The sequence below is a fragment of the Sphingobium sp. genome (genome assembly GCF_003248505.1).
Lineage (GTDB): Bacteria > Pseudomonadota > Alphaproteobacteria > Sphingomonadales > Sphingomonadaceae > Sphingobium.
Map to the genome: position 1 here is coordinate 17,614 of NZ_QFOA01000004.1, position 22,645 is coordinate 40,258.

At 65.4% G+C, this 22,645-nt stretch carries 22 protein-coding genes; 13 read left to right on the top strand and 9 right to left on the bottom strand.

From position 1 onward, the window contains the following. The first annotated feature begins 2 nt into the window (after window positions 1-2). Both DI606_RS02820 and DI606_RS02825 read left to right on the top strand, forming a co-directional pair. Window positions 3-1,898 (top strand): XrtA/PEP-CTERM system amidotransferase, encoded by a 1,896-nt coding sequence (locus tag DI606_RS02820; protein ID WP_293979635.1) that lies wholly within the window; start codon window positions 3-5, stop codon window positions 1,896-1,898. A 45-nt stretch (window positions 1,899-1,943) separates the two neighbouring features. Next, a complete protein-coding gene (locus tag DI606_RS02825) occupies window positions 1,944-3,311 on the top strand; it encodes an exopolysaccharide biosynthesis polyprenyl glycosylphosphotransferase (RefSeq protein ID WP_293979637.1) in 1,368 nt (455 codons plus the stop codon). Window positions 3,312-3,333: 22 nt separating this feature from the next. On the opposite strand, the gene DI606_RS02830 is transcribed toward DI606_RS02825, so the two are convergent. Together DI606_RS02830 and DI606_RS02835 are read right to left on the bottom strand one after the other, a co-directional pair. Next, window positions 3,334-5,022 carry an amidohydrolase gene (locus DI606_RS02830; RefSeq protein WP_293979768.1) on the bottom strand — a complete coding sequence of 563 codons (1,689 nt, stop codon included), beginning with the start codon at window positions 5,020-5,022 and terminating at the stop codon, window positions 3,334-3,336. 8 nt (window positions 5,023-5,030) lie between these two features. Next, entirely contained in the window at window positions 5,031-5,900 is an 870-nt protein-coding gene (locus tag DI606_RS02835; protein ID WP_293979638.1) for an NAD(P)-dependent oxidoreductase, read from the bottom strand. 96 nt (window positions 5,901-5,996) lie between these two features. On the opposite strand from DI606_RS02835, the gene DI606_RS02840 reads away from it, so the two are divergent. Further along, a complete protein-coding gene (locus DI606_RS02840) occupies window positions 5,997-7,244 on the top strand; it encodes a threonine ammonia-lyase (RefSeq protein ID WP_293979639.1) in 1,248 nt (415 codons plus the stop codon). A 112-nt stretch (window positions 7,245-7,356) separates the two neighbouring features. After that, on the top strand, window positions 7,357-8,172 hold the full coding sequence (locus DI606_RS02845) for an arginyltransferase (RefSeq protein WP_293979641.1): 816 nt from the start codon (window positions 7,357-7,359) through the stop codon (window positions 8,170-8,172). A 49-nt stretch (window positions 8,173-8,221) separates the two neighbouring features. Here DI606_RS02845 and DI606_RS02850 read toward each other — a convergent pair whose 3' ends face one another. Together DI606_RS02850 and DI606_RS02855 are read right to left on the bottom strand one after the other, a co-directional pair. Then, window positions 8,222-9,259 (bottom strand): RcnB family protein, encoded by a 1,038-nt coding sequence (locus DI606_RS02850; RefSeq protein WP_293979643.1) that lies wholly within the window; start codon window positions 9,257-9,259, stop codon window positions 8,222-8,224. 128 nt (window positions 9,260-9,387) lie between these two features. Continuing rightward, the gene (locus tag DI606_RS02855; RefSeq protein WP_293979644.1) at window positions 9,388-9,873 is read right to left on the bottom strand and encodes a GAF domain-containing protein; all 486 of its coding nucleotides are present in this window, start codon (window positions 9,871-9,873) and stop codon (window positions 9,388-9,390) included. A gap of 96 nt (window positions 9,874-9,969) precedes the next feature. On the opposite strand from DI606_RS02855, the gene DI606_RS02860 reads away from it, so the two are divergent. From DI606_RS02860 to DI606_RS02875, 5 genes are read left to right on the top strand one after another with little or no spacing between them, the layout of a single operon-like run. After that, window positions 9,970-11,223 (top strand): glycosyltransferase family 2 protein, encoded by a 1,254-nt coding sequence (locus DI606_RS02860; RefSeq protein WP_293979646.1) that lies wholly within the window; start codon window positions 9,970-9,972, stop codon window positions 11,221-11,223. After that, window positions 11,171-11,914 carry a methyltransferase domain-containing protein gene (locus tag DI606_RS02865; RefSeq protein ID WP_293979770.1) on the top strand — a complete coding sequence of 248 codons (744 nt, stop codon included), beginning with the start codon at window positions 11,171-11,173 and terminating at the stop codon, window positions 11,912-11,914. Before DI606_RS02860 ends, DI606_RS02865 begins: the two co-directional genes overlap by 53 nt. After that, on the top strand, window positions 11,911-12,312 hold the full coding sequence (locus DI606_RS20305; RefSeq protein WP_367119455.1) for a GtrA family protein: 402 nt from the start codon (window positions 11,911-11,913) through the stop codon (window positions 12,310-12,312). Before DI606_RS02865 ends, DI606_RS20305 begins: the two co-directional genes overlap by 4 nt. Continuing rightward, on the top strand, window positions 12,309-12,569 hold the full coding sequence (locus DI606_RS20310; protein ID WP_367119456.1) for a hypothetical protein: 261 nt from the start codon (window positions 12,309-12,311) through the stop codon (window positions 12,567-12,569). The genes DI606_RS20305 and DI606_RS20310 overlap by 4 nt, the downstream gene beginning before the upstream one ends. A 5-nt stretch (window positions 12,570-12,574) precedes the next feature. Continuing rightward, the gene (locus DI606_RS02875) at window positions 12,575-13,720 is read left to right on the top strand and encodes a glycosyltransferase family 4 protein (RefSeq protein WP_293979650.1); all 1,146 of its coding nucleotides are present in this window, start codon (window positions 12,575-12,577) and stop codon (window positions 13,718-13,720) included. Here the strand turns inward: DI606_RS02875 and DI606_RS02880 are convergent. From DI606_RS02880 to DI606_RS02890, 3 genes are read right to left on the bottom strand one after another with little or no spacing between them, the layout of a single operon-like run. Then, entirely contained in the window at window positions 13,667-15,364 is a 1,698-nt protein-coding gene (locus DI606_RS02880) for a hypothetical protein (RefSeq protein ID WP_293979652.1), read from the bottom strand. The genes DI606_RS02875 and DI606_RS02880 overlap by 54 nt on opposite strands. A 5-nt stretch (window positions 15,365-15,369) precedes the next feature. After that, window positions 15,370-15,774 carry an alternative ribosome rescue aminoacyl-tRNA hydrolase ArfB gene (gene arfB, locus DI606_RS02885; protein ID WP_293979653.1) on the bottom strand — a complete coding sequence of 135 codons (405 nt, stop codon included), beginning with the start codon at window positions 15,772-15,774 and terminating at the stop codon, window positions 15,370-15,372. Then, a complete protein-coding gene (locus DI606_RS02890) occupies window positions 15,761-16,438 on the bottom strand; it encodes an RluA family pseudouridine synthase (protein ID WP_293979655.1) in 678 nt (225 codons plus the stop codon). Before DI606_RS02890 ends, arfB begins: the two co-directional genes overlap by 14 nt. Window positions 16,439-16,505: 67 nt before the next feature. Between DI606_RS02890 and DI606_RS02895 the strand changes: the two genes are divergently transcribed. After that, window positions 16,506-17,474: an acyltransferase family protein gene (locus DI606_RS02895; protein ID WP_293979656.1), complete on the top strand. Its 969-nt coding sequence runs from the start codon at window positions 16,506-16,508 to the stop codon at window positions 17,472-17,474. Window positions 17,475-17,478: 4 nt separating this feature from the next. On the opposite strand, the gene radC is transcribed toward DI606_RS02895, so the two are convergent. Further along, window positions 17,479-18,174 carry a DNA repair protein RadC gene (gene radC, locus DI606_RS02900; RefSeq protein WP_293979657.1) on the bottom strand — a complete coding sequence of 232 codons (696 nt, stop codon included), beginning with the start codon at window positions 18,172-18,174 and terminating at the stop codon, window positions 17,479-17,481. A 156-nt stretch (window positions 18,175-18,330) separates the two neighbouring features. Between radC and DI606_RS02905 the strand changes: the two genes are divergently transcribed. The 3 genes from DI606_RS02905 to DI606_RS02915 are packed head-to-tail and all read left to right on the top strand — an operon-like array spanning window position 18,331 to window position 22,141. Continuing rightward, window positions 18,331-21,561: a YdbH domain-containing protein gene (locus DI606_RS02905; RefSeq protein ID WP_293979658.1), complete on the top strand. Its 3,231-nt coding sequence runs from the start codon at window positions 18,331-18,333 to the stop codon at window positions 21,559-21,561. Further along, window positions 21,558-21,746, top strand: coding sequence for a YnbE family lipoprotein (locus DI606_RS02910; protein ID WP_293979660.1), 189 nt, complete (start codon window positions 21,558-21,560; stop codon window positions 21,744-21,746). Before DI606_RS02905 ends, DI606_RS02910 begins: the two co-directional genes overlap by 4 nt. After that, the gene (locus DI606_RS02915) at window positions 21,743-22,141 is read left to right on the top strand and encodes a YdbL family protein (RefSeq protein WP_293979662.1); all 399 of its coding nucleotides are present in this window, start codon (window positions 21,743-21,745) and stop codon (window positions 22,139-22,141) included. Before DI606_RS02910 ends, DI606_RS02915 begins: the two co-directional genes overlap by 4 nt. Here the strand turns inward: DI606_RS02915 and DI606_RS02920 are convergent. Continuing rightward, window positions 22,120-22,470 carry a metalloregulator ArsR/SmtB family transcription factor gene (locus DI606_RS02920; protein WP_293979664.1) on the bottom strand — a complete coding sequence of 117 codons (351 nt, stop codon included), beginning with the start codon at window positions 22,468-22,470 and terminating at the stop codon, window positions 22,120-22,122. The two genes, DI606_RS02915 and DI606_RS02920, sit on opposite strands and share 22 nt — an antisense overlap. Window positions 22,471-22,645 lie beyond the last annotated feature (175 nt).

Genomic DNA, 22,645 nt, shown 5'->3' on the forward strand with positions numbered 1-22,645 from the left:
CCATGTGTGGCATAGCGGGCATCTTCCACCTCGAAACGGCCAAGCCCGTCGATCCGGCGCGGGTGCGCGCGATGCTGGACGCGATGCCCCATCGCGGACCGGACGGCACCGGCACCTGGACGGCGCCGGGCGTGGGGCTCGGTCACCTGCGGCTGTCGACCATCGACCTTGCAGGCGGTGCGCAGCCGATGCTGACCGAGGACGAAAGCCTGGCGGTCGTCTTCAACGGCGAAATCTACAATTTCGCCGAAGTGCGCGCCGAACTGGAAAGCAAGGGCCACGTCTTTCGCACGTCGAGCGACACCGAAGTCATCCTGCATGGCTATCGCCAGTGGGGCGAGGATTGTGTGCACCGTTTCAACGGCATGTTCGCCTTCGCCCTGTTCGACGCGCGGGCGCAGTCGCTGTGGCTGGCGCGGGACCGGCTGGGCGTCAAGCCGCTGCACTATGCGCTGCTGTCCGACGGCAGCCTGATCTTCGGATCGGAACTCAAAAGCCTGCTCGCCCACCCGCTGCTGCGCCGTGCTCCCGACCTGTCGGCGGTGGAGGATTACATGGCCTATGGCTATGTGCCCGACGACGCCTGCCTCGTCGCGGGCGTGCGCAAGCTGGGCGCGGCGGAAACGCTGCGGCTGGTGCGCGGACGGCCCATGGGCGCGCCGCAACGCTATTGGGACGTCAGCTTTGCCGAGCGGACCAAGGCGTCGCCGCAGGCACTGGAGGAGGAACTGGTCGCGCTGATGCGTCAGGCAGTCCGTTCGCGCATGGTGGCCGATGTGCCGCTTGGCGCGTTCCTGTCGGGCGGGGTGGACAGCAGCAGCGTCGTCGCTCTGATGGCCGAAGCGTCGAGCCGCGCGGTCAAGACCTGCACCATCGGCTTCGATGTCGCCAGTCTCGACGAAACCGCCTATGCAGACCGGGTGGCGCGCCGCTTTGCGACCGACCATCGCACGCGCATCGTATCGCCCGACGACTACAGCCTGATCGACACACTGGCGTTCCATTTCGACGAGCCGTTTGCCGACGCGTCCGCGCTGCCGACCTACCGGGTTTGCGAACTGGCGCGGGAAGAGGTGACGGTCGCGTTGTCGGGCGACGGCGCGGACGAGGCATTCGCGGGCTATCGTCGCCATCGTTTCCAGATGCAGGGGGAACGGGTGCGCGGACTTATCCCCGCGTCGGTGCGCCAGCCGCTGTTCGGGGCGCTGGGCCGCTGGTATCCCAAGGCTGACTGGGCACCGCGCCCGCTGCGGGCCAAATCGACCTTCCTCGAACTGGCGGGCGACGGAGGGGAAGCCTACGCCGCGTCGGTGGGCGTGACGCCCCACGCGCTGCGGCGGCAGCTTTTCAGCCAGGACATGCGCAGCCGCCTGGGGGCCTATCGCGCCGAGGACCGATATATCAAGGCAATGGCGGACGCACCCGCGCGCGACGCGCTCGACCGGGCGCAATATGCCGATATCCGCATCTGGCTGCCCGGCGACATATTGACCAAGACCGACCGCATGAGCATGGCCGTCAGCCTGGAAGCGCGCGAGCCTCTGCTCGACTATCGCCTGGTCGAATTCGCTGCCCGCCTGCCCGTTTCCCAGCGTATCCGGGGCAACAGCGGCAAATATGCGATGAAGAAGGCGATGGAGCCGTTCCTGCCGCAGGATATTCTCTACCGGCAGAAAATGGGCTTTGTCACCCCGATCAGCGACTGGTTCCGGGGCGCTCTTTCGGGGGAGGCGACCGCAGTCGCGGGCGGATCGGCCCTTGCGCGGACCGAGTGGTTCGATGCGCGTATGCTGGCCAAGGTCGCCGCCGATCACCGGGCCGGTGTTTCCGATCATGGCCGGTTGCTGTGGCAATTGCTGATGCTGGACAAGGCTTTGACCCGCCTGTTCGGCGCGTGACCTTGCCTCTTGCAACAGGCGCGCAGCGGTGCCAACGGGCGCGCCATGACTGACAGGAAAAGGGCGACCGTCTCCAAGGAAATCGTGCGGTTGCGCCTGTATGCGCTCTGCCTGGCGGGGGACATGGCAGGGTTGTTCTGCGCCTTCCTCGCTGCCAACTGGTTCGTGCTGGGCGCGCTCTGGGGCGAACCGGGCAAGCCGCACGGCCTGGTCATGTTCGCCATGATCGCGCCGCTTTATGCGCTGCTCGGCATCAAGGGGGGCGCCTATGGCATCGCCACCATCGAACGGGTCCGTCGCGGCATTTCCCGCGCGCTCTGGGCGTTGGTGCAGGCGGCGCTGCTCATGCTGCTAATCGTGTATCTGGGCAAGATCGCCGAGCAGCTTTCGCGTCTGACCTTCGTGACCGGCCTCGTGCTCGGCGCGGCGGCGCTGGCGGGGGTGCGGCTGGCGGTGGCGCGGCTGGCGGTGCGCACGCTGGGAGAGGTGCCGCACCTGACTGCCGTGATCCTGGACGGGGTCGCCATCGACGCCGGGCCGCACGTCGACGTGATCGAAGCGCAAGCGGCGGGCCTCCACCCCGAACGGCATGATGCGGACATGGCAGCGCGGCTGGCGGCGGCGGCGGGCATGGCGGAACGGGTAATCGTCGCCTGTCCGCTCGACCGGATGGACGACTGGTCCGCAGCGCTCAAATCCCTGTCGGCACGGGGTGAGATCGTGGTGCCCGAGTTGTTGCGCTTCGCCCCCGCGCGCGTCGACCAGTATGGCGGGCAGCCCACGATCATTGTCGCGGGCGGACCGCTGATGTTTCGCGACCGCCTGATCAAGCGATTGTTCGACCTGGTGGTGGGCGGCATCGCGACGATCCTGTTGTCACCGATCCTGATTGCCGCCGCGCTGGCGGTGAAGCTGAGCAGTCCGGGGCCGATCCTGTTCCGCCAGCCGCGCATCGGCAAGGATGCCCGGTCCTTTTCCATTTACAAGTTTCGGTCGATGCGTTCGGAAATGAGCGATCACCGGGCAGCGACGCTGACGAAGCGCGACGACGACCGGGTGACGCGTGTCGGTGCGTTCCTGCGCCGCAGCAGCATCGATGAACTGCCGCAGCTTTTCAACGTTTTGCTGGGTGACATGAGCATCGTGGGGCCCCGCCCCCATGCCGCCGCCGCGAAGGCGGGGGACAGCCTATACTGGGAGGTAGACGCGCGTTACTGGGCGCGCCATTGCATCAAGCCGGGCATGACCGGCCTTGCACAGGTGCGCGGCCATCGCGGTGCGACGGACCATCATCAGGACCTGATCGACCGGCTTCAATCCGACCTTGAATATGTCAGCGACTGGTCGATCTGGCGCGACCTTCGCATCATCGTCGCGACGCTGGGCGTGCTGTTCCACCCCAACGCCTATTGAGGGGTGGGGCGGTAAGGGGCGGTTATTGCCCCTTCATATAGACCCGCTTGCCCCCGATCCAGGTTTCGAGCACCTGCGTCTGGCGGATGTCCGCCGGACGCGCCGTCGAAATATCGCGGTCGATCAGCACGAAGTCGGCGCGCTGGCCGGGCTGGAGGCTGCCGAACTTCTTTTCGGCAAAGCCCGCATAGGCGGCCTGCCGCGTGAAGCCGTCCAGCGCCGCTTCGAAGCTGACCTTCTGTTCGGGCATCCATCCCCCCACAGGTTCGCCCTGCGCGTCCTCGCGGCTCATGGCGACGGCGATCCCGGCGAAGGGGTTGGGGCTTTCGACCGGGACGTCAGACCCGAAAGCGAGGGGGACGCCGTTGTCGAGCATCGTCTTCCACGCGTAGGCGCCCTTCAGCCGCGCTTCGCCCAGTCGTGCGGTCGCCATGCGCCAGTCCGACGCTTCATGCACCGGCTGCATCGACGCGACGACGCCCAACGGCTTGAAGCGGGGGAGGTCGGCGGGGTCGACGATCTGGGCGTGTTCGATGCGCCAGCGCCGATCACCCTTGTAGGTGTCGCCCAGTTCCTCGATGGCGTTCAGCACGTCGCGGTTGGCGGCGTCGCCGATGGCATGGACGGCGACCTGGAAATTGTCCATCGCGGCGCGGCTCATGAAATTGCGCAACTGGGTGTCGGTAATCATCGGCAGGCCGCGCTGGCCCGGTGCGTCGACATAATCTGCGCGCAGCCACGCGCCGCGCGATCCCAGCGCGCCGTCAAGCAGCAGCTTGACGCCGCCCATGCGCAGATGATCGTCATAAAGCCAGGGCGTCGGCTCCGGTCCTGCGATCAGGACCATGTTTTCGAGCCCCATGGCGTAGGACATGATCCGCACGCGCAGCGCGCCACGGTCGGCGGAGCGGCGGAACGCCTGCCAGTCCGCGATGCTGGTGCCCATGTCGGCGATGCCGGTGATACCGACGGCCAGGAGCGCGCGCTGCGCCTTTTCGAACGCGACGTCGCGGTCCTTGGGCGCGGGGGGCGGGACGACGCGCTGGACAAGGTCCATCGCCTTGTCGACGAAAACGCCCGCCGGCTTTCCCGCGGCCATCTCGATCCGTCCGCCCGCAGGGGCCTTGCTGGCGGCGGTCACGCCTGCCACGCGGATGGCAGCGCTGTTCGCCCAGCCGGCATGACCGTCGACCCGCTCCAGCCAGACCGGAGTCGCACTTTCCGCCGCATCGAGTTCGGCGGCGGTCGGGAAGCGGCCAAGCCCCCATTTCTCCTGGTTCCAGCCGGTACCGATCACCCATTTGAGGCCGGGGTTCGCCTGGACATAGGCGCGAATCTTCGCCTGCGCCTCGGCCAGCGACCGCGTGTCTGAAAGGTCCAGCGTCACGAGCGACAGGCCATAGCCCATCACATGGCCATGCCCGTCGATAAGGCCGGGGATCAGCGTCTTGCCGCCGCCGTCCAGCTTGAAGGACGGGCCTTTGGGCCGTTCTGGCCATGGCTGGCCGCGCTTGGGCTTCTTGGGTTTGTATTCGGGTTCCTGATAGCGACCGGGAAGCAGTTTTTCGACCTTGCCCTCATCGTCGACGATGAGGGCCGCGAAACGCACGATCTTCCCGTTCGCGTCCAGCGCGATGCCGTTCACATTGTCGACGACGCCCGATGCCAGAGCGGGGAAGGGCAGGGCAAGCGCGGCGATCGCGCCGATCAGGCGCGCCTTCACGCGCGGGTGATCCGGCGCACCAGCGCGCTGGTGTCCTGACGATGGCCGCCCATCGCCTGCACGTCGGCATAGAATTGATCGACCATCGCCGTCACCGGCAGCGTCGCGCCGTTCGCGCGCGCTTCTTCCAGCGCAAGGCCCAGATCCTTGCGCATCCAGTCGACCGCGAAGCCGAAATCGAAACTGTCCTGCGCCATCGTCTTCCACCGATTTTCCATCTGCCAGCTTTGCGCGGCACCGCCCGAAATAGCTTCGAACACTTTGTCGAGATCGAGGTCCGCCGCCTGCGCGAAGCGGAGCGCTTCGGACAGGCCCTGAAGAACGCCGCCGATGCAGATCTGGTTCACCATCTTGGTCGTCTGGCCCGCGCCTGCGCCGCCCACATGGACGATGCGCGCGGCATAGGACTGCATCACGATTCGCGCGGCGGCCACCGCCGCCTCGCTGCCGCCGCACATGATCGACAGGCGACCGTTTTCCGCCCCCGCCTGACCGCCCGAAACCGGCGCGTCGACCGCGTGGATGCCACGGCTTTCCCCCTCGACGAAAAGCTGACGGGCGATGCGGGCGGACACGGTGGTGTGATCGATGAAGAGGCTGCCTTCCTTCATCGACCGGAACGCGCCTTCGCGGCCCAGCGTGACTTGCGAGAGATCGTCGTCGTTGCCGACGCAGCTGATGACGATGTCCGCGCCCTCGGCCGCCTTGGCCGGCGTGATCGCGACCGCGCCGCCATAGGCTTCCGCCCACACCTTCGCCTTGCCGATCGAACGGTTGTAGACGGTGAGATCATGTCCCGCCTGCGCCAGATGCCCTGCCATGGGTCCGCCCATGACGCCCAGGCCGATAAACGCGATGTTAGCCATATGCCTCGTGCATTTGATGCGTGCAGCCCCGCCATAAGGCGAGTTTTCCGACAGTGCCAGTTCCTTCGCGGGCAATTTTCGTCTAGGGCGGCGGCCATGAACACGCTCGCAAGGATCGAAAGCGCATTGCCGCTGCCCATCACCGTCGACGATATCCTCGCCGCGCGCACCCGGATCGCGGGCGCGGTGGTCAAGACGCCGACGCTGATCAGCAAGACGCTGTCGGACATGCTGGGCTGCAAAGTCTATCTGAAGTTCGAGAATCTGCAGTTCACCGCCGCCTACAAGGAACGCGGGGCGCTCAACCGGCTGTTGCAACTCGACGAAGCGTCGAAGACGAAAGGCGTCATCGCCGCGTCGGCGGGCAATCACGCGCAGGGCCTTGCCTATCACGGCAAGCGGCTGGGCGTTCCCGTCACCATCGTCATGCCCACGACGACACCCATCGTGAAAGTGACGCAGACGCGCAGCCATGGCGCGACCGTGGTTCAATATGGCGAAAAGTTCGACGACGCCTACGCCCATGCCCGCAAGCTGGAGGTGGAGCAGGGGCTGACCTTCGTCCATCCCTTTGACGAGCCCGATATCATGGCGGGGCAGGGCACGGTTGCGCTCGAGATGCTGGAGGACGCGCCGGAAATCGACACGCTGGTCATTCCGATCGGCGGCGGCGGGCTGTTTTCGGGCATGGCGACGGCGGCGCGGGCGATGAAGCCGGACATTCAGGTGATTGGCGTGCAGGCCGAACTCTATCCTTCGATGTACAGCTTCATCAAGGGCGGCGAACTGGCGTGCGACGGCGATACGCTGGCGGAGGGCATCGCGGTCAAGCAGCCCGGCGAAATCACGCGGCGCGTGGTGGAGCGGCTGGCCGACGACGTGCTGCTGGTCACCGAACGCACGCTGGAGGAATCGGTCAGCCTGCTGCTCCAGATCGAAAAGACGGTGGTGGAAGGCGCAGGCGCGGCGGGGCTCGCGGCGCTGCTCACTCACAGGGAGCGGTTCGTCGGGCGCAATGTCGGGCTGGTGCTGACGGGCGGCAATATCGACACGCGGCTGCTCGCCAACGTGCTGCTGCGCGATCTGGCGCGGTCGGGGCGGCTGGCGCGGCTGCGCATCATCCTTCAGGATCGTCCCGGCGCGCTGTTCCATGTTGCGCGCATCTTCGATCAGGAGGCGGTCAACATCCTCGAACTGTCGCACCAGCGCATTTTCACCAACCTGCCGGCCAAGGGGCTCAGCCTCGACGTGGAGTGCGAGACGCGCGATGGCGAGCATCTCCAGCGGCTGATCGCGGCGCTCAAGGCGGCGGGGTATGAGGTGGCGCCGATCGAGGTGGCGTAACCTGTCACCGGCGTGAAATTTTCGTGGTAAATCCCCTTTTCTCGCGGGTTCGGGCCATGCATAACGGCAAGATGACGGGCATGGCGCGGACGGTAGAATCGGGGAACGAGGCGTGACTGCCGCGTTCCGTTTTCCGCGCTTCTTCGTCACCAATCCCTCGCCTTGTCCCTATCTGCCGGGCAAGAGCGAACGGAAGGTCTTTACCGAGCTCAGCGGCGACAATGCGTCGGAACTGAACGATGCGCTGGGCCGCATCGGTTTCCGCCGCAGCCAGAATGTGGCCTATCGTCCGAGCTGCGCCGATTGTTCGGCCTGCGTATCGGTCCGCGTGGTGGCGAAGCAGTTCCGGCCCAATGCCACCCAGCGCAAGCTCATCCGGCGCAACAGCGACCTTCAGGTGACGGCGTGCAAGCCATGGTCGACGGAAGAGCAATATGCGCTGCTTCAGCGCTATCTCACCGCGCGTCATCCCGGCGGCGGGATGACCGAAATGGACGAGATGGACTTTGCCGACATGGTCGAGCAGACCCCTGTCGACAGCTATGTCGTCGAATACCGCGAAGCGGGCGTGGGCGGGCGACCGGGCAAGCTGGTCGGTGCGTGCCTGACCGACCGGCAGGGCGACGGTCTGTCGATGATCTACAGCTTCTTCGATACCGAACTGCCCCACCGGCAGGGGCTGGGCAATTACATCATCATGGATCACCTGACCCGCGCGGCTGCGGCGGGACTGCCCTATGTCTACCTCGGTTACTGGGTCGAGGGGTCGCAACGGATGCAGTACAAGGTGCGCTACCGCCCGCTGGAAAAACTGAGCCGCCAGGGATGGGTGCCGTTCGAGCCCAAGGGCGAAGCGGGTAGCGCCGCGCCCACGAGCAGTATGGAAGCGCCGATGCCGCAGGAACTGGCGGCAATCCTCGGTCGCTGAAGGCGCGACCGCCGCGCCGCGCCAGAAGCGGCGGCGCGACGGTCTTTCTTTATTTGCAGCGACAGGCCGCGCGGCGGCGGATCGGCCTGCGATAGGCGACCCGTTCGGTGACATAGGTGGTCGTCGTGGTAGTCGTGACGGCGGGTTGCACGGTCACGGTGGTCACGACGGGGGCGGGATAATAATAGCCGCCCGACACATAACCGCCCGCAGGCCCTGCCCCCCAGTGCGGCGCAGCAGCATAAGGCGGAACGGCATAGTCGACGCCCGCACCGCGCACCTCTCCCTCGAACCGGCCATCGTAGGTGCCGCTGACCTGCCGCCCGTCATCGGTCGTCCAGGTGCCCGTCCAGCGCCCTTCGTAATCGTTGTGCGTGGTGACGCTGTCGTCGCCATAATCGTAATCGCTATCGTAGGATGCGCCGGCGCGACGATGCTGCGGCGGCGGGCCGTCACGGCGCGATCCGTCCTCCGCCCTGTCGATGGCCAGCCCTGCGACCGCGCCGACGCCAGCGCCGATCAACGTGCCTGCGGTACGGTTGCCACGACCGGCGATGCGGTTGCCCGCGACACCGCCGACCGCCGCTCCGATGGCCGCGCCGCCCACGCCATTGTCGCGGCGCGGCGAGTCATAGGCGTAGTCATCGTCAGGGCCGTAACCGCCCTCATAGCGGTCCCAGTCGATGTCGCTGCGATAGTCCGTAACCCGGCCATAGCGATCGGTCATCACGGCATCGTCATAATAGCGCGACCAGCCATAGCCATAGGCCGGCGCGGGCAGGCCATATGCGCCGTAGTTGGCGATATAATAGTTCGGGCTGACCCAGTAGCGCGGGAGGACATAGCCCACCACCGGACGGCGATAAGCGTTCCAGCCGCCCGGCGCGCGCCAGCCCGCATACCAGCGGCCCTGATGGCGCGGTCCCCAGCGATGCCCGCCTTGCCATCCGTTGCCCGGCCGCGTCATCGCGACGGTGCGCGGCGCACCGCTCCAATTGCCGGCAGCAGATCCATTGGCCAAGGCAGGAGCGGATACGGCCCAGGTCAACGCGGCAGCCCCCAGGCCCAAGCAAGCGGAAATCTTCATCACGACGCTCCCTGTTGCGCACCGGTCGTAGGGTGCGCTGATCGCAAGTTAACGCGTCGTTTAGCATGATGATCCGCGCCCATCCACGGGTCGGGCGGCGGCGGCCTGTCCCGAAACGGGGCGGCTTCTTACCCCAACCGGGGGGCGACCTTGGCCACCAGCGTTTCCATCGCTCGCGCGTCGTCCGCGTCGAAACGGGCAGGCACCGGGCTGTCGAGATCGAGGACGCCGATCAACCGTCCCTCATGCATGATCGGCACGACGATTTCCGAAGCGCTTGCAGCATCGCAGGCGATATGGCCGGGGAAAGCGTGGACATCCTCTACCAGTTGCGTCTCACGCGTCGCGGCAGCCGTGCCGCACACGCCCCGGCCCAGCGGAATGCGGATACAGGCGGGCTTCCCCATGAACGGCCCGAGCACCAGCTCATCGCCCACCATCCGATAAAAGCCCGCCCAGTTGAGATTGGGCAGGAACTGCCAGATGAGCGCGGCCAGATTGGCCATGTTGGCGATGCCGTCCGGCTCACCCGCCGTCAGCGCATCGGCGGCGGACAGAAGGTCGGCGTGGAGGGATTGCCGGTCGGCGGCGTCGGTGGGAGCAAAATCGTACATTTCGCGCATATAGGACGTCGCGCGTTGCCCGGCCAGTCCGCAAGAAAGCGTTAACCAAAAGCCTCTATCGCTTCATCGGCCAATCTTGCGGGGGTGATGATGTTCGTTGAAGCCGGTCTTGGCCTCTCCCAGTTGAAGGGGGCAGCGCGCGCGATCGACGTGTCGATCGTCATGCCCTGCCTCGACGAAGCTGTCAGCCTGCCGCACTGCATCGCCAATGCGCAACGCGCGCTCGCGATGATCGAGGAACGATATGGCCTCTTCGGCGAAATCGTCGTTGCCGACAACGGATCGACGGACGGCAGTCAAACGATCGCCACCGACCGGGGCGCGCGGGTCGTGCCGGTCGCACGAAGAGGCTATGGCGCGGCGCTGATCGGCGGCGGGGAGGGGGCGTTCGGGCGCTATCTGTTGATGGGCGATGCCGACGGCAGTTACGACTTCACCGATGGGGTTCCTATGATCGGCGAACTGCTTGCCGGTGCGGACCTGTGCATGGGGTCGCGGTTCAAGGGTTCGATCGCGCCCGGGGCTATGCCGTGGAAGAACCGCTATATCGGCAATCCGGTCCTGACCGGCATCCTCAACATCTTTTTCCGGTCCGGCATCAGCGACGCCCATTGCGGTTTGCGCGCGATCACCAAAGACTGTTTCATCGCGCTGCGCCTGTCCGGCAGCGGGATGGAGTTCGCGAGCGAAATGGTCATCAAGGCGAGTCTGCGCCGATTCCATATCGCAGAAGTGCCCGCGACCCTTTCCGTCGATCTGCGCGACCGCGCACCGCATCTTCGCCCCTGGCGCGACGGCTGGCGCCATCTGCGCTACCTCCTGATGTTGAGTCCTACCTGGGTGTTCGGCGTTCCGGCGTTGGCGGCGATGGGCGGTGCCTGCATCGTCTTCGCCGTAACGTTGGCGCATCTCCTGGGTCTGCTAACCGGTGACGGCCCCTTCGGAGCGAGTTGGGGGGTGATCGCGGGCTTCATGTTCGTTGTCGGGCATATGGCTGGCATCATGGCGGCTGCCACGCATCTGCTGGGCGTGAGGGAAGGCTATCGCCCATCCCGCCCCATGCTCGAACGCTGGTCGCATCTGCTGTCTCTTGAACATCTATTGAGTGCGGGCGCCGCGATGATGATCGTGGCGGCGGTATCGCTGGTCGTCATCACGGCCTATTGGTCGCAAAGCAGTTTCAGGGCGCTGCCCAACATCGTTCCCCTTGTGATGACGGTGGCACTGGGAACGACGGGCCTGCAAACCATGTTCGGCGGTTTTCTGCTGTCGATCGTGGCCGGACATGATGCGACATTCGCTACCGTTATCGGGGGAAGGGGACGTTATCGTGCATCATGACGATGCGACCCGTCGCCGTGCGCCGCGGATATGGGATACTGACTGGCTTGTCCTGCGCGGGTTGAGCCGGGAGTTGGACAGGATGCTAGCGAACGTTCGTGTCGGCGGGGAAGCGCTCGACTTCGGTTGTGGCGTCATGCCTTACCGCGCGTTGGTCGAAAAGCGCGGCCTCGACTATTGCGGCGCGGATTTCGCTTCGGACGCAGATGTGACGATCGGACCCGATGGGCGATTGCCGCAGGACATTCGCCAAGCCGACGTCGTGATGTCGATGCAGGTGCTGGAGCATGTCGCCGATCTCGACCTCTATTTCGCCGAGGCCATGCGGGCGATGAAGCATGACGGCACCCTCATCCTGTCGACGCATGGCAGTTGGCTCTACCATCCCCACCCGCAAGACCACCGCCGCTGGACCCGCACCGGGCTTCAATATGATATCGAGCAGCGCGGCTTTGCGGTGCACGAGGTGGTGTCGATCGTCGGGCCCCTCGCCACGACGACCATTATCCGCCTGACGGGCTTCGCGTGGGCGGTTCGCAGAGTTCCTGTCGTGGGTGGTGTGCTCGCAAACGCGTTGGCGGTAGTTATGAACGCGCGGGCGTGGGTCGAGGACAAACTGACGCCCCACCAGGTGAGCGACTATAATGGCTGTATTTATCTTGTCCGTTGCTTGAAAGCGGCATCCCTGTGACTATCGCCAGAATAGTTCGCTTCGGCGGTGTCTCCGCCACATGTTTTGGCGTTCACAACCTTATACTCGTCGCGTCCGACCTCGTCGGGCTAAGATATGGCGGCGCATTGCTTTCGAGCTTTGCCATTGTGGTGGTGGTGGGTTTCGTTTTGCACAGCCGGTACACGTTCTGCACAATAATGACGTGGCGGGGATTCATCCGCTACGCCGCTGCATTGCTTGCCAATATTCCAATCCAATGGGTTTTTCTATGGGCACTGATCGATGGCATTCACCTTTCGATGCTAGCAGCGGCACCGATTTCGACGGCGAGTATGAGTGTCATCAATTTCATAGCGAGCCGATGGGCAATTCTCTCAGAAGGCCCGGCGGCGCTTGCCCAGAGAGGTGGGGCATGATTGCATCTTTGAAAGGCTCCCGGATACCCGACTTCAGCAACAATCATATCCGGCTCGCTCTTCTCGATTTCGTCGGGAACACGCCTTTCTCCGGGATGGTCAAGGCCGACTATCTGTCCTTACCGGAATGGCAGTCTCTGGCCGAGCGCAGTGGCTATTGCATCGCGGAGACGACAGGCGGCGAATATCGTCGCGGTGCCTTCGCCACAGCATTCCCCAATCCCCTCGAAATCACGATGCGATGGGAGCCGATGTAAGGCCGATGCGCATCCTGACCGTTACGCATTTCTTCGAAGGCCATGGTGGCGGTATCGAGCGCGTGGCGGGACATCTTTGCCGCGCTTTCGCCGGGCAAGGGCATAGCCTTTTCTGGGCGGCGGCAGGCGAACCGTGCGCGGCGGAAACGGCGGCGCCGATCGCGCTGTCTGCGTGGAACGGAATAGAGCGCGCCACCGGGCTTCCCATGCCGTTGCCGTCTCTATCCTCATTCCGCAGATTGTGGCGCGCTGTCGGCAATGCAGATGCGGTGGTGATCCACGATGCTCTTTACGTGCCCACGATTGCTGCATTGGTCTTCGCTAAGGCGCGCCGCAGGCCCGTGCTGCTGATCCAGCATGTGGGCGAATTGCCGCTTAGGAGCCGCCTTCTTCGGGGTGTAGCGAAACTCGCCGACCGCCTGGTGGCAAGAAGGATGCTGGCCGCGGCGGATCAGGTCATCTTCATCAGCGATACGACATGTCGGCATTTTTCGGGCGTCCACTTCGCGGCACCGCCCCAAATGCTTTTCAACGGTGTCGACACCGATATCTTTTACGCAGGCGATGCGGTTGCCGCTCCGGCGGAACCAGGCCGCCGACGCAGGATCATGTTCGCCGGGCGGTTCGTCGAAAAGAAGGGGCTGGCCACCATCGAGGCGCTCGCCCGTCTTCGTCCAGATCTCGACTTCCTGCTGGCGGGTCGAGGGCCGATCGATCCGGATCGCTGGAATTTACCTAACGTGACTGTAAAGCGCGACGTTTCGGGCGTGGCGCTTGCGGACCTGTATCGGACGAGCGACCTGCTACTGCTGCCGAGCGTAGGTGAGGGTTATCCATTGGTCGTTCAGGAGGCCATGGCCTGCGGCCTGCCCGTCATCTGCGGTGCCGAAAGCGCGAGAGCGGACCCGGACGGGTCGCAATTCCTCACGCCGCTCGCCATCGATATTGACCGGCCTCAGGCAAACGCCGCTGCCGCTTCACTGGCGATTGACGAGGCGAGGGTGGACGCTGCGTACCGCGAGAAGATGGCCGCCTATGCCCGGCGTCGCTATCGCTGGGATGCGATGGCGCGGCGCGTCTGTGACCTGGCGGAGGGGTTAATGACCCGGGGGGCAGGCGGCCCGCAGCGCTCGCATATGCGCAGCGCCTGACGGCTCTGCGTTTATCGCCCGACCGATGGGCGAGAGAGCCGTAGCATCCACTAACAGGATGCGGCGGTGCCGGCAAAGCGCTGCTGCCTGAGCCGTATCGAGTTCACTTGCAAGCAGGCGGATCGGTCTGTTCGACAGATCGGGGCGATTGACTACAAGGTCTGCGCCGAAGGCGACTGCGCCATCGTCGACGATGACGGCGTCCGCCGGAAGGCGTCCGATTGCGCTGGCCACTTGCGCGTAGGGGACGGTCAGCCACGCGGCCATTGTCATATGCATCGGCATGAGGACGGCAAAGGTGAAAGAGTTGCCTCCATTCCATACTCGTGCCGAGGGCCAGAGCGGTCGCGCCATGCGCCAGCCATAGCCCCCCAGAATGCAGCAACTGCCGATGACGCCATGCAAATAGCGATAGCCCCAACCATGGCCCTGATAGGCGAGCAGCAGACCGACCAGTATCAGATGGATCAGGATGCCGGCCACCAATGGCCGCACGAGCGGTTGCCGCCACGCCAGCGTCGCGCCGGCAGCGACCAGTGGCACGAAAAGAAGGTGCTGCCAGACGACAAAGCGCACGACGTTCATCGCCATCAGCCACAGACTGGCAGGGCCGAAATCGCGGAGCAGAGCGGTGATCCTCTCGACATAGCCCAATCGGTCGCCGGTGCTGGAAATCCCCGCCAGGGGACCGCCTGCGAGATCGACTATGAGGTTGGGCCATGCGAACCAGAAGATGCCGATCGCCGCATAGGCTACGGCGTAGACGGCGGCGATCCGCCAGCGTCTGTGAAAAAGCAGTCCGGTCAGGATGGGGAAAACGAAGAGGGGATGGAAGATCGGTTGATGCAGACCGGTCGCGAGAAAACCGATCAGGATCGCGCCGGCATGGCTCCAGCCGCCACGCTGGAAAAAAAGCAGCCAGAGCATGTTGAGCGCCAGATGCCCCGCCATAGCGTGGCTTGTCATTCCCTGCACGACCACCTGCGACGATCCGGCATAGAGGAGCATGGCCACCGCGGATGCTTGCCGGTCGTCGGGCCAAAGTCTGACGGTCACGCGCCAGAGCGCCAGAGCGCCGATCCCGGTAAAGAGCGGGCTGACCAGTCCGGCCAGCCCGATGCGGCCCATGATGGCATGTGCCAGCGCGTTGATGGGAAGATAGCCCGAAACCCATGCCTGCCGGTCGGCAACAGGCAGGATGAAAAACTGGTTCAGCGCCTGCGCATAGGGCCGCCATTCCTGGCCGATCGGCCAGAACAGGCGCCCGTGCGCATAGATGGCGGCGTCGAACGCGGTCATCTGTTCGTCGCGCGTCAGGTCATAGCCCTGCAAAAGCCAACGATGACCCGCCCAACAAAGCACGACCAGCAGGCAGGGGACGATCCAAGGTCGCCTGGCCAGCGCATCTGTCCAGGCCAGCACGCGATATGCCTCGCAGGGCCGAAGAGCATAGCGCGCCAGCAGCGCGATCAGGATAGCGGGGGCGAAATCCTGGCGGATGAAGAGAAACGCGCTGAATGCACGCTTGTCGTGCACGGCATCGATGACGACGCCGATCATCCCCACCGCGATCGCCGCGACGATGCAGAGGGGAAGGCCGACGCTTGCGCGCGCGAGCCAGTTTCGGACGTCAGCCTGTGGCATCCCCGTCAATCCATCCGCACCTTGCCGCGCGCCTGCTTGACCGATCCGCGGGCTTTCTTGGCGTCGATGCGGCGAGCCTTGGCGGCTTTTCCGGGCTTGGTGGCGATGCGGCGGGCGTCGCGTTCGTGGGCTTTGGCGATCATGTCGGCCAACCGTTCGCGTGCGTCCTGCCGGTTGGCGTCCTGCGTGCGGAAGCGGTTTGCCTGGATCACGATCTCGTTGGCGGAGGTCAGCCGCGATCCCGCCAGTTCCTTGATTTTGCGATAGGCGTGGAGCGGCAGGTTGAGGCGGAACAGGTTGACGCGCAACTGCACCGCCGTCGCCACCTTGTTCACATTCTGGCCGCCCGGCCCCCCGCCGGTGACGAAGCGCTCCTCCAGCGCGTCCTCCGGTATGTCAAAGCCCGGCATCGTCCAGCATCTCAGGCGCGAAACCTGCCGCAGCGAAGGTTGCGGGCAGGGGCGCGGTGGCTTGCGCCGGCGGCTTGTCGCCGCGCGGCACGCTCAGGAACCGGCTGTGGAGCAGCATCGGCCCTTCTCCCCGGCCATAGACGGGGTCGCCCACGATGCCGAAGCCGAGGCCGTGCTGCGCATGAACGCGAATCTGATGCGTACGTCCCGTTTCCGGCGTGAAGGCGACGAGCGCGCGACCGTCATGCTCGCCGATCTTGCGCCAATGGGTGACGGCGGCCTTGCCCGCCTTTGCAGCGATCATGCGCCAGCCTTGTGCCGCTGTGCTGACTTTCTTGAGCGACAGCGCGATCGTTCCTTCATCCTCTGCCGGGATGCCGTCCAGAACCGCGACATAGCGCTTGACCACGGTTCCCGCCTCGAACGCCCCCGCGAAGCGCTTGTGCGCCTTGGGATTGCGGGCAAGGAGCAGGCAGCCGCTCGTATCGCGGTCCAGCCGGTGGACGGGCAGCGGCCAACGCTGGAAGCCGAAAGTCAGCGAGGACAGGTGATTTTCCAGCGACATCGACCCGTCGCGCGGCGCATCCACCGGCAGACCGGCAGGCTTGTCGAGGATCAGCGCCTCGCCGTCGATGAACAGGACATGGTCGGTAAGCAAAGGCAAGGGGCAGTCCGATCGGATGGGGTTGGGCGGTTGACGCGAACGCGCCTTCCTATAGGGCGAGGGGGCAATGGACAACAGGGGGGACGAAAGGCGCGCGCCGCGCCCGGCGACTGAGCGGCTGGACTGGGTGGATGTCGCGCGCGGCATCGGCATTGTCGCGGTGGTCGTGGGCCATATATGGACGCGCGGGGGCGTGCGTGACGCCATGTACAGCTTCCACATGCCGCTCTTCTTCCTGTTGTCGGGGATGCTGGCGCGACCGCAGTCATCCGGCGCATTCGCGCGGCGATTGCTGGCGGCGCAGATGCGGTCCTATGCGGCATGGCTGGTGCTGCTGATCCTCGCCGACCGGACGATCGAGCGGATGAAGGGCGGCGTGCCGATCTTTCACCAATGGCCCGGCGATCTGTGGGCGGTGCTACTGGGCGGATCGTGGCTGCGGGGGCCGTTCACGATCTTCTGGTTCGTGCCGTGCCTGATCGTCGCGCGCATCGTGTTCACTTTATTGATCGGTCGCCTGCCCGATCCGCTGGATCGGCGATGGAGCCTGATCCTGTTGCCGGTCGTGGCGCTCGCCTACGGGCTTGGGTGGTGGACCGACGTTTCGCCGCTCGGCCTGTTGAGCGTGCCGATGGCAGTCGTGCTGCTGTGGGTCGGGAAGGCATGGGGCCAGGTGCGTTGGCGCAGGGCCATGATCGTACCGCTGGCCTTGCTGTCGGCCGCGGGGCTGGCGGGCGTCTTTCCGACGCTCAACATGAAGGCCGGGGATTACGGATGGCCGGTGCTGTCGATGGCGGCGGGCGTCGCCACGTCGCTGCTGGTCTTCCGCCTGTCATCCCGGATTGCACCGGTCGCCGCGCCGCTCGCAGCGCTCGGGCGGGCGTCGCTTACGATCATGTATGTCCATGTCGCCGTCATCCATTATCTGACGCCTTATCTCGGCAGACCCTGGCTGCTGGCATTGGCGCTGGCAGGGCCATGGGGGCTGTCGATGCTGATCGCCCGCTCTTCTTTGGCCCGGCGGTGGCTGGGCTGACGCTTCACAGCAGCCCCTTGGCGCGCAGGCTGACATGCCCCTGCGTCCCAATGATGACATGGTCGTGGACCCCGATGCCGAGCCGCTTGCCCGCATCGATGATCTGGCGCGTCACGTCGATATCCTGCCGGCTCGGTTCGGGCGAGCCGCTGGGATGATTGTGGACGAGGATGAGCGCCGCCGATCCCAGATCGATCGCGCGCCTGATGACCTCCCGCGTGTAGATCGCCGCCTGGTCTATCGACCCGTCGCCCATATGCTCGTCCCGGATCAGCATGTTCCGGCTGTTGAGGTGCAGCACCCGCACACGCTCCACCGTCAGATAGGCCATGTCGGCGCGCAGATAGTCGAGCAGCGCCTGCCAGCCCGCCAGCACAGGCTGCGCCGCGACTTCGTTGCGCAGCATCCGAAGCGCCGTCGCCTGCACGATCTTGATCGCGGCGATGCTGGTGTCGCCCATTCCGGGGACGCGACCGATCTGTGCCCAATCGGCGGTCATCAACCGGCCGATACCGCCAAATTCGCGCAACAGCGCCTTGGCCAATGGCTTGGTGTCGCGACGCGGAATGGCGAGCGCGAGCAGATATTCGATCAGTTCATGGTCGTGCAGCGCGTCGCCGCCGCTATCCGCCAGCTTCTGACGTAGGCGCGCGCGATGCCCGGCGCCGTCGTGCGCGATTTTCACATCTGTATCGGCCAAGCGACTCTTCCCCCTGTTCGTCTGTCCCGTTTGTCTTTGGCCCCTGAGGCATGACGCTATGCGTTGCGGATTTGGGCGGCAAGGATATTAAGGGGGAACCGGACGTTATGGTTGCGTCACGGATGCGCGGGACGGCAACCGGGGTTGGCAGGAAAAATGACAGAAACGGGCCGTGAAGACAGGGTGCGCCGGGGGTGGGCGCGCTGGCTGGGCGTCGGCACCGGTTCGCTCGCCCTGGCACTGATCGCATTGTGGACGCAGCGATCCCCCATCGCCGAGAACTTCATCAACCGCGAACTCGCGCGCCGCGACGTACAGGCCGACTACGATCTTGTGGATGTGGGGCTGCGCACGCAGCGAATCGAAAATCTCGTGCTGGGGGATCCCGCCCATCCCGATCTGACGGCGCGCTGGGTCGAAGTCGATATCAGCTTTTCCGGACTGGCGCCGGACGTTGCCGCAGTGCGCGCGGGTGGCGTGAGACTGCGTGGCGCCATCCGTAACGGCGTCCTCGAACTGGGCGAAGTGGACAAGTTTCGCGGTCCCGCCTCGACCGAGCCGTTCCGCCTGCCTGACCTTGTGCTGGGATTGCAGGATGCGCGGCTGACGCTGGACACCGTGGCTGGCCGAATCGGTATGCAAGTGAACGGCAACGGCAACCTGCGTTCGGGCTTCACCGGCAGGCTGGCCGCTGCGATGGCAAAAGGCAATGTCGTGGGATGCGGCGCGACCGGTGTCCGGGCGGTGATGGACGTAACGACCGGCGGCGGGCGACCCCGCCTCCGGGGACCGGTCGAGGCTGGCGCGATCGGTTGTCCGCATGCAGGGTTCAGCTTGGCGCGACCTAAGGGGATTGTCGACGTGACGCTCGGCCCGGCGCTGGAACACTGGCAGGGGCAGGCGGATCTTAAGGGCGACGCGCTGCGCGCCAGCCTGGTGACGCTTGCAAAGCCCGAAGGTCGCTTGTCGTTCGAGGGGACGGCGAAGGAGACGAAGGGGCGCGCGACGGTCGCGGCCAAGGCGCTGGGCGGCGCAGGGATGGCCATGCGCGACGCTTTGCTTCGCGGCGAATGGGCATTGCGCGACGGCGCGGTCGGCGCCAGCGGGCAGTTGAGCGGCGAAGACCTGCGACGCACGGGACGGGACGCGCTCGCATCGTTCACGGCCAGCAGCAGGACGACGCCGGTCGGGCCGCTGGTGGAGCGCATGGCAGCGTCGGTTCGGCAGGCGGAACGCGGCAATCGGATGAGAGCCAGCTTCGCATTGCGCCAGAAGGCGGGACGGGGCAGCCTGACCGTGACCCATGGCGCGCTCACTTCCGCTAGCGGTGCGCGTGTGGGGTTGGGGGAGGGCAGCAGCCTGACGCTGGGCTGGCCAGGGCGGCGTGGCGGCCTCGACTGGGCGCTCGACGGATCTTTCACGACCGGCGGCGGTGGATTGCCGCATGGGGCCTTGCGGCTGGCGCGGCGTCCGGCAGGCGGATTTGGCGGCGATCTGTTCGTGGATCCCTATGGCGCGGGCGACGCGCGGTTGGCGCTGGATCGCGTGCGGTTCGTCGCCGATCGCAGCGGGACGACCCGTTTTACAACCACCGTTCGGCTCGACGGACCGTTGCCCGATGGCCGTGTGCGTGGGCTTGTCATGCCGATTGCGGGCCGAATCGCCCCCGATGGATCGCTGGCGGTCAATCCCGACTGTGCGGCGGTGGCGTGGGATGAATTGCGCTACGCCAGCTTCACGGTCGGACCGACGCGGCAGACTCTGTGCCCGCTGGACGGTGGCGCGATGCTGGCGCTGGGCGGATCGGGTCTGCGGGGGGGCATGGTCGCTCGCAACCTCGCGATCGGCGGGCGGAGCGGAGACAGCCCGATGCGGCTCGAAGCCGACCGCGCCAGCTTCGCGCTGGGTCGTAACCGTATCGCCCTGGCGGGTGCGTCGCTGCGCATCGGTGCGGGCGAATCGCCGGTGCGCCTGTCGGCGGCGGCTCTGGAAGGCGCGCCGGGCGCGCAGGGTTTTGCCGGCACGGTCAGCGGACTGGGCGGCCGGATCGGATCGGTGCCGCTGATCCTGGAGGAAGGGAAGGGGGACTGGCGCTTTGCAGCGGGCGCGCTGACGCTACGCGCCGCCACGCACGTGCGCGATGCCGCGTCCCCGGCGCGGTTCGAACCGCTCGCCATTCCCGACGCGGAGCTTACGATGAAGGCCGGGCGCATAACCGCATCGGGCAAGCTCACAACGCCGCGCGGCGGCATCGAAGTGGCGGACGTGTCGATCGCCCACGATCTGGGAAGCGGGCGCGGTCATGCCGATCTTGCCGTACGTGGCATCAACTTCGGTCCGACGCTTCAGCCTGAGGATGTGACGCGCCTCACCGTGGGCGTCGTTGCCAATGTCGCGGCGACGGTGACGGGGCAGGGGCGGATCGACTGGACCGGGTCCGACGTCCGCAGCACCGGGACGTTCCGCACCGACAATGCCAGCTTCGCCGCCGCTTTCGGCCCGGTTGCAGGGCTGTCAGGCGAAATCCGCTTCACCGATCTCATCGGCCTCGTCTCCGCGCCGGGGCAGGAAGTACGCATCGCATCCGTCAATCCGGGCGTCGAGGCGCGGAACGGCATCGTTCGCTATCATCTGGAACCGGGGCAAAAGATACGGATAGAAGGGGGCGGATGGCCCTTTTCGGGCGGGGAGCTGGTGCTGCTGCCCACGACGATGGACTTTTCGGCGGATGTGGATCGCTATATGACGTTCCGCGTCATCGGCCTGGACGCGGGCGCCTTCATCCAGGCTATGGAACTGGAAAACATCTCCGCGACCGGTACTTTCGACGGGATCATGCCGCTGATCTTCAATGCGCAGGGCGGGCGTGTTTCGGGCGGCGTTCTGGTCGCGCGGCAGCAGGGGCTGCCCCCGCTCATCATGCCCGAAGGCGTGCTGCCTACTATTCCTTGCGACCCCAAGCGGCAGGGCGGCGTGTTATCCTATGTCGGCCCGGTATCTAACGAGGATCTGGGCGCGATGGGCAAAATCGCCTTCGATGCGCTCAAGAACCTGCAATATAAGTGCCTCAGCATCCTGATGGACGGCGCTCTCGACGGGGAGATGGTCACCAATGTCGTCTTCAACGGCATCAATCGGGGTAAGATCGGCGATGCGCCCGCCGGTCTCGCCCGCAATTTCATCGGCTTGCCCTTCATTTTCAACGTGAAGATTTCCGCGCCTTTCCGCGGCCTTTTGAAAACCGCGCAGTCCTATATCGATCCCACGCAGACCATCAGGGACGAAATCGGCAAGCAGACGCAGGAAAAGATGCGCGTGACCGACCGGCAGGGGCTTGCAGTTCAGCCTTTGGACAGCGACATTAAGCGAAACGGGGAGCCGAAATGAGAAAGCGCGCCATCATCATCGCCGGGATAGCCGGCCTATCGCTGGGGGGATGCATTCAGGTGAAAGCGCCCGACAAGCCGATCGAGATCAACCTCAACGTCAAGGTGCAGCAGGAAGTCGTCGTCCGCCTGCAACGCGACGCCCAGTCGCTCATCCAGAACAACCCGGAGCTGTTCCCGCAATGACACGCAAGATCATCCTGATCGCCGCCGGTGCAGCGGTCGCTCTGGCCGGTGGCATGGTGCTTTCCGCGCCCGCCCGCGCGCAATCGGGTGCGGTTGCCGCCGCGATGAACGCCGGGACGGTGGGGGAACAGGCCGATGGCTATCTTGGCATCGCGGGATCGGTCGGTGCGGACGTGCGGACGGAAGTCGACGCCATCAACATCAAGCGCCGCGCCGCCTATACTCAGCTTGCCAGCCAGCGCGGTGTTACTGTGCAGGATGTGGCGGCGGCGACGGCCTGCCAGACATTGGGCCGCCTGAGGCAGGGGCAGGCTTATCGAATCGGTGCTGGTGCCTGGCAGACAAAGGGCGGCGCTGCGGTTGCCTTGCCTTCCTACTGCGCGGGCGCGGACTGATCCGGTTTCGCCACAGCCGTAGCGCGGGTTCGCCCGCGCCGGTTGCGGCGCGTCTCGACCAGAGCGCGTGCATCCGGGCAGAATTCGCTTAGAAACGCGTAGAGTTGCCCGGTCAGCCGATCGGCCATCAGCGAATAGAGCATATATTGCCCGTGCTTCTGCTCACGGACCAGTTCCGCTTCGCGCAGCACCGCCAGATGCTTGGAAATCGACGGCATCGTCATCTCGAAATTGTCGGCGATCTCTCCCACCGTCATCGGTTCGGTGGCGAGATAATGCAGGATGCGGCGGCGCGGTTCCGACGCGAGAGCCTTGAATATCTTGTCCATGCGAATTTAACTAAATAGGAAAATACGCAAATGCAAGCGGCTGGCGATCATGCCCGGCACGGCGAATTTTCCGTCTTTCTGTCGGGTTGACACTCCCCCATCCCCTTTCTAAAGCGAGCCCGCCTTGACGGGTGCAGCCGCAAGCGCCATGCCGCCTTCCACTGGGGATCGACCC

Coding starts and splice junctions, on each gene's coding strand:
- DI606_RS02910 (WP_293979660.1), top strand. CDS start 21,558: ATGAGAAAGCGCGCCATCATCATCGCCGGGATAGCCGGCCTATCGCTG.
- DI606_RS02840 (WP_293979639.1), top strand. CDS start 5,997: ATGAACACGCTCGCAAGGATCGAAAGCGCATTGCCGCTGCCCATCACC.
- DI606_RS02820 (WP_293979635.1), top strand. CDS start 3: ATGTGTGGCATAGCGGGCATCTTCCACCTCGAAACGGCCAAGCCCGTC.
- DI606_RS02915 (WP_293979662.1), top strand. CDS start 21,743: ATGACACGCAAGATCATCCTGATCGCCGCCGGTGCAGCGGTCGCTCTG.
- DI606_RS02835 (WP_293979638.1), bottom strand. CDS start 5,900: ATGGCTAACATCGCGTTTATCGGCCTGGGCGTCATGGGCGGACCCATG.
- DI606_RS02860 (WP_293979646.1), top strand. CDS start 9,970: ATGATGTTCGTTGAAGCCGGTCTTGGCCTCTCCCAGTTGAAGGGGGCA.
- DI606_RS02855 (WP_293979644.1), bottom strand. CDS start 9,873: ATGTACGATTTTGCTCCCACCGACGCCGCCGACCGGCAATCCCTCCAC.
- DI606_RS02920 (WP_293979664.1), bottom strand. CDS start 22,470: ATGGACAAGATATTCAAGGCTCTCGCGTCGGAACCGCGCCGCCGCATC.
- DI606_RS02825 (WP_293979637.1), top strand. CDS start 1,944: ATGACTGACAGGAAAAGGGCGACCGTCTCCAAGGAAATCGTGCGGTTG.
- DI606_RS20310 (WP_367119456.1), top strand. CDS start 12,309: ATGATTGCATCTTTGAAAGGCTCCCGGATACCCGACTTCAGCAACAAT.
- DI606_RS02865 (WP_293979770.1), top strand. CDS start 11,171: ATGCGACATTCGCTACCGTTATCGGGGGAAGGGGACGTTATCGTGCAT.
- DI606_RS02905 (WP_293979658.1), top strand. CDS start 18,331: ATGACAGAAACGGGCCGTGAAGACAGGGTGCGCCGGGGGTGGGCGCGC.
- DI606_RS02880 (WP_293979652.1), bottom strand. CDS start 15,364: ATGCCACAGGCTGACGTCCGAAACTGGCTCGCGCGCGCAAGCGTCGGC.
- arfB (WP_293979653.1), bottom strand. CDS start 15,774: ATGCCGGGCTTTGACATACCGGAGGACGCGCTGGAGGAGCGCTTCGTC.
- DI606_RS02850 (WP_293979643.1), bottom strand. CDS start 9,259: ATGAAGATTTCCGCTTGCTTGGGCCTGGGGGCTGCCGCGTTGACCTGG.
- DI606_RS02895 (WP_293979656.1), top strand. CDS start 16,506: ATGGACAACAGGGGGGACGAAAGGCGCGCGCCGCGCCCGGCGACTGAG.
- DI606_RS02875 (WP_293979650.1), top strand. CDS start 12,575: ATGCGCATCCTGACCGTTACGCATTTCTTCGAAGGCCATGGTGGCGGT.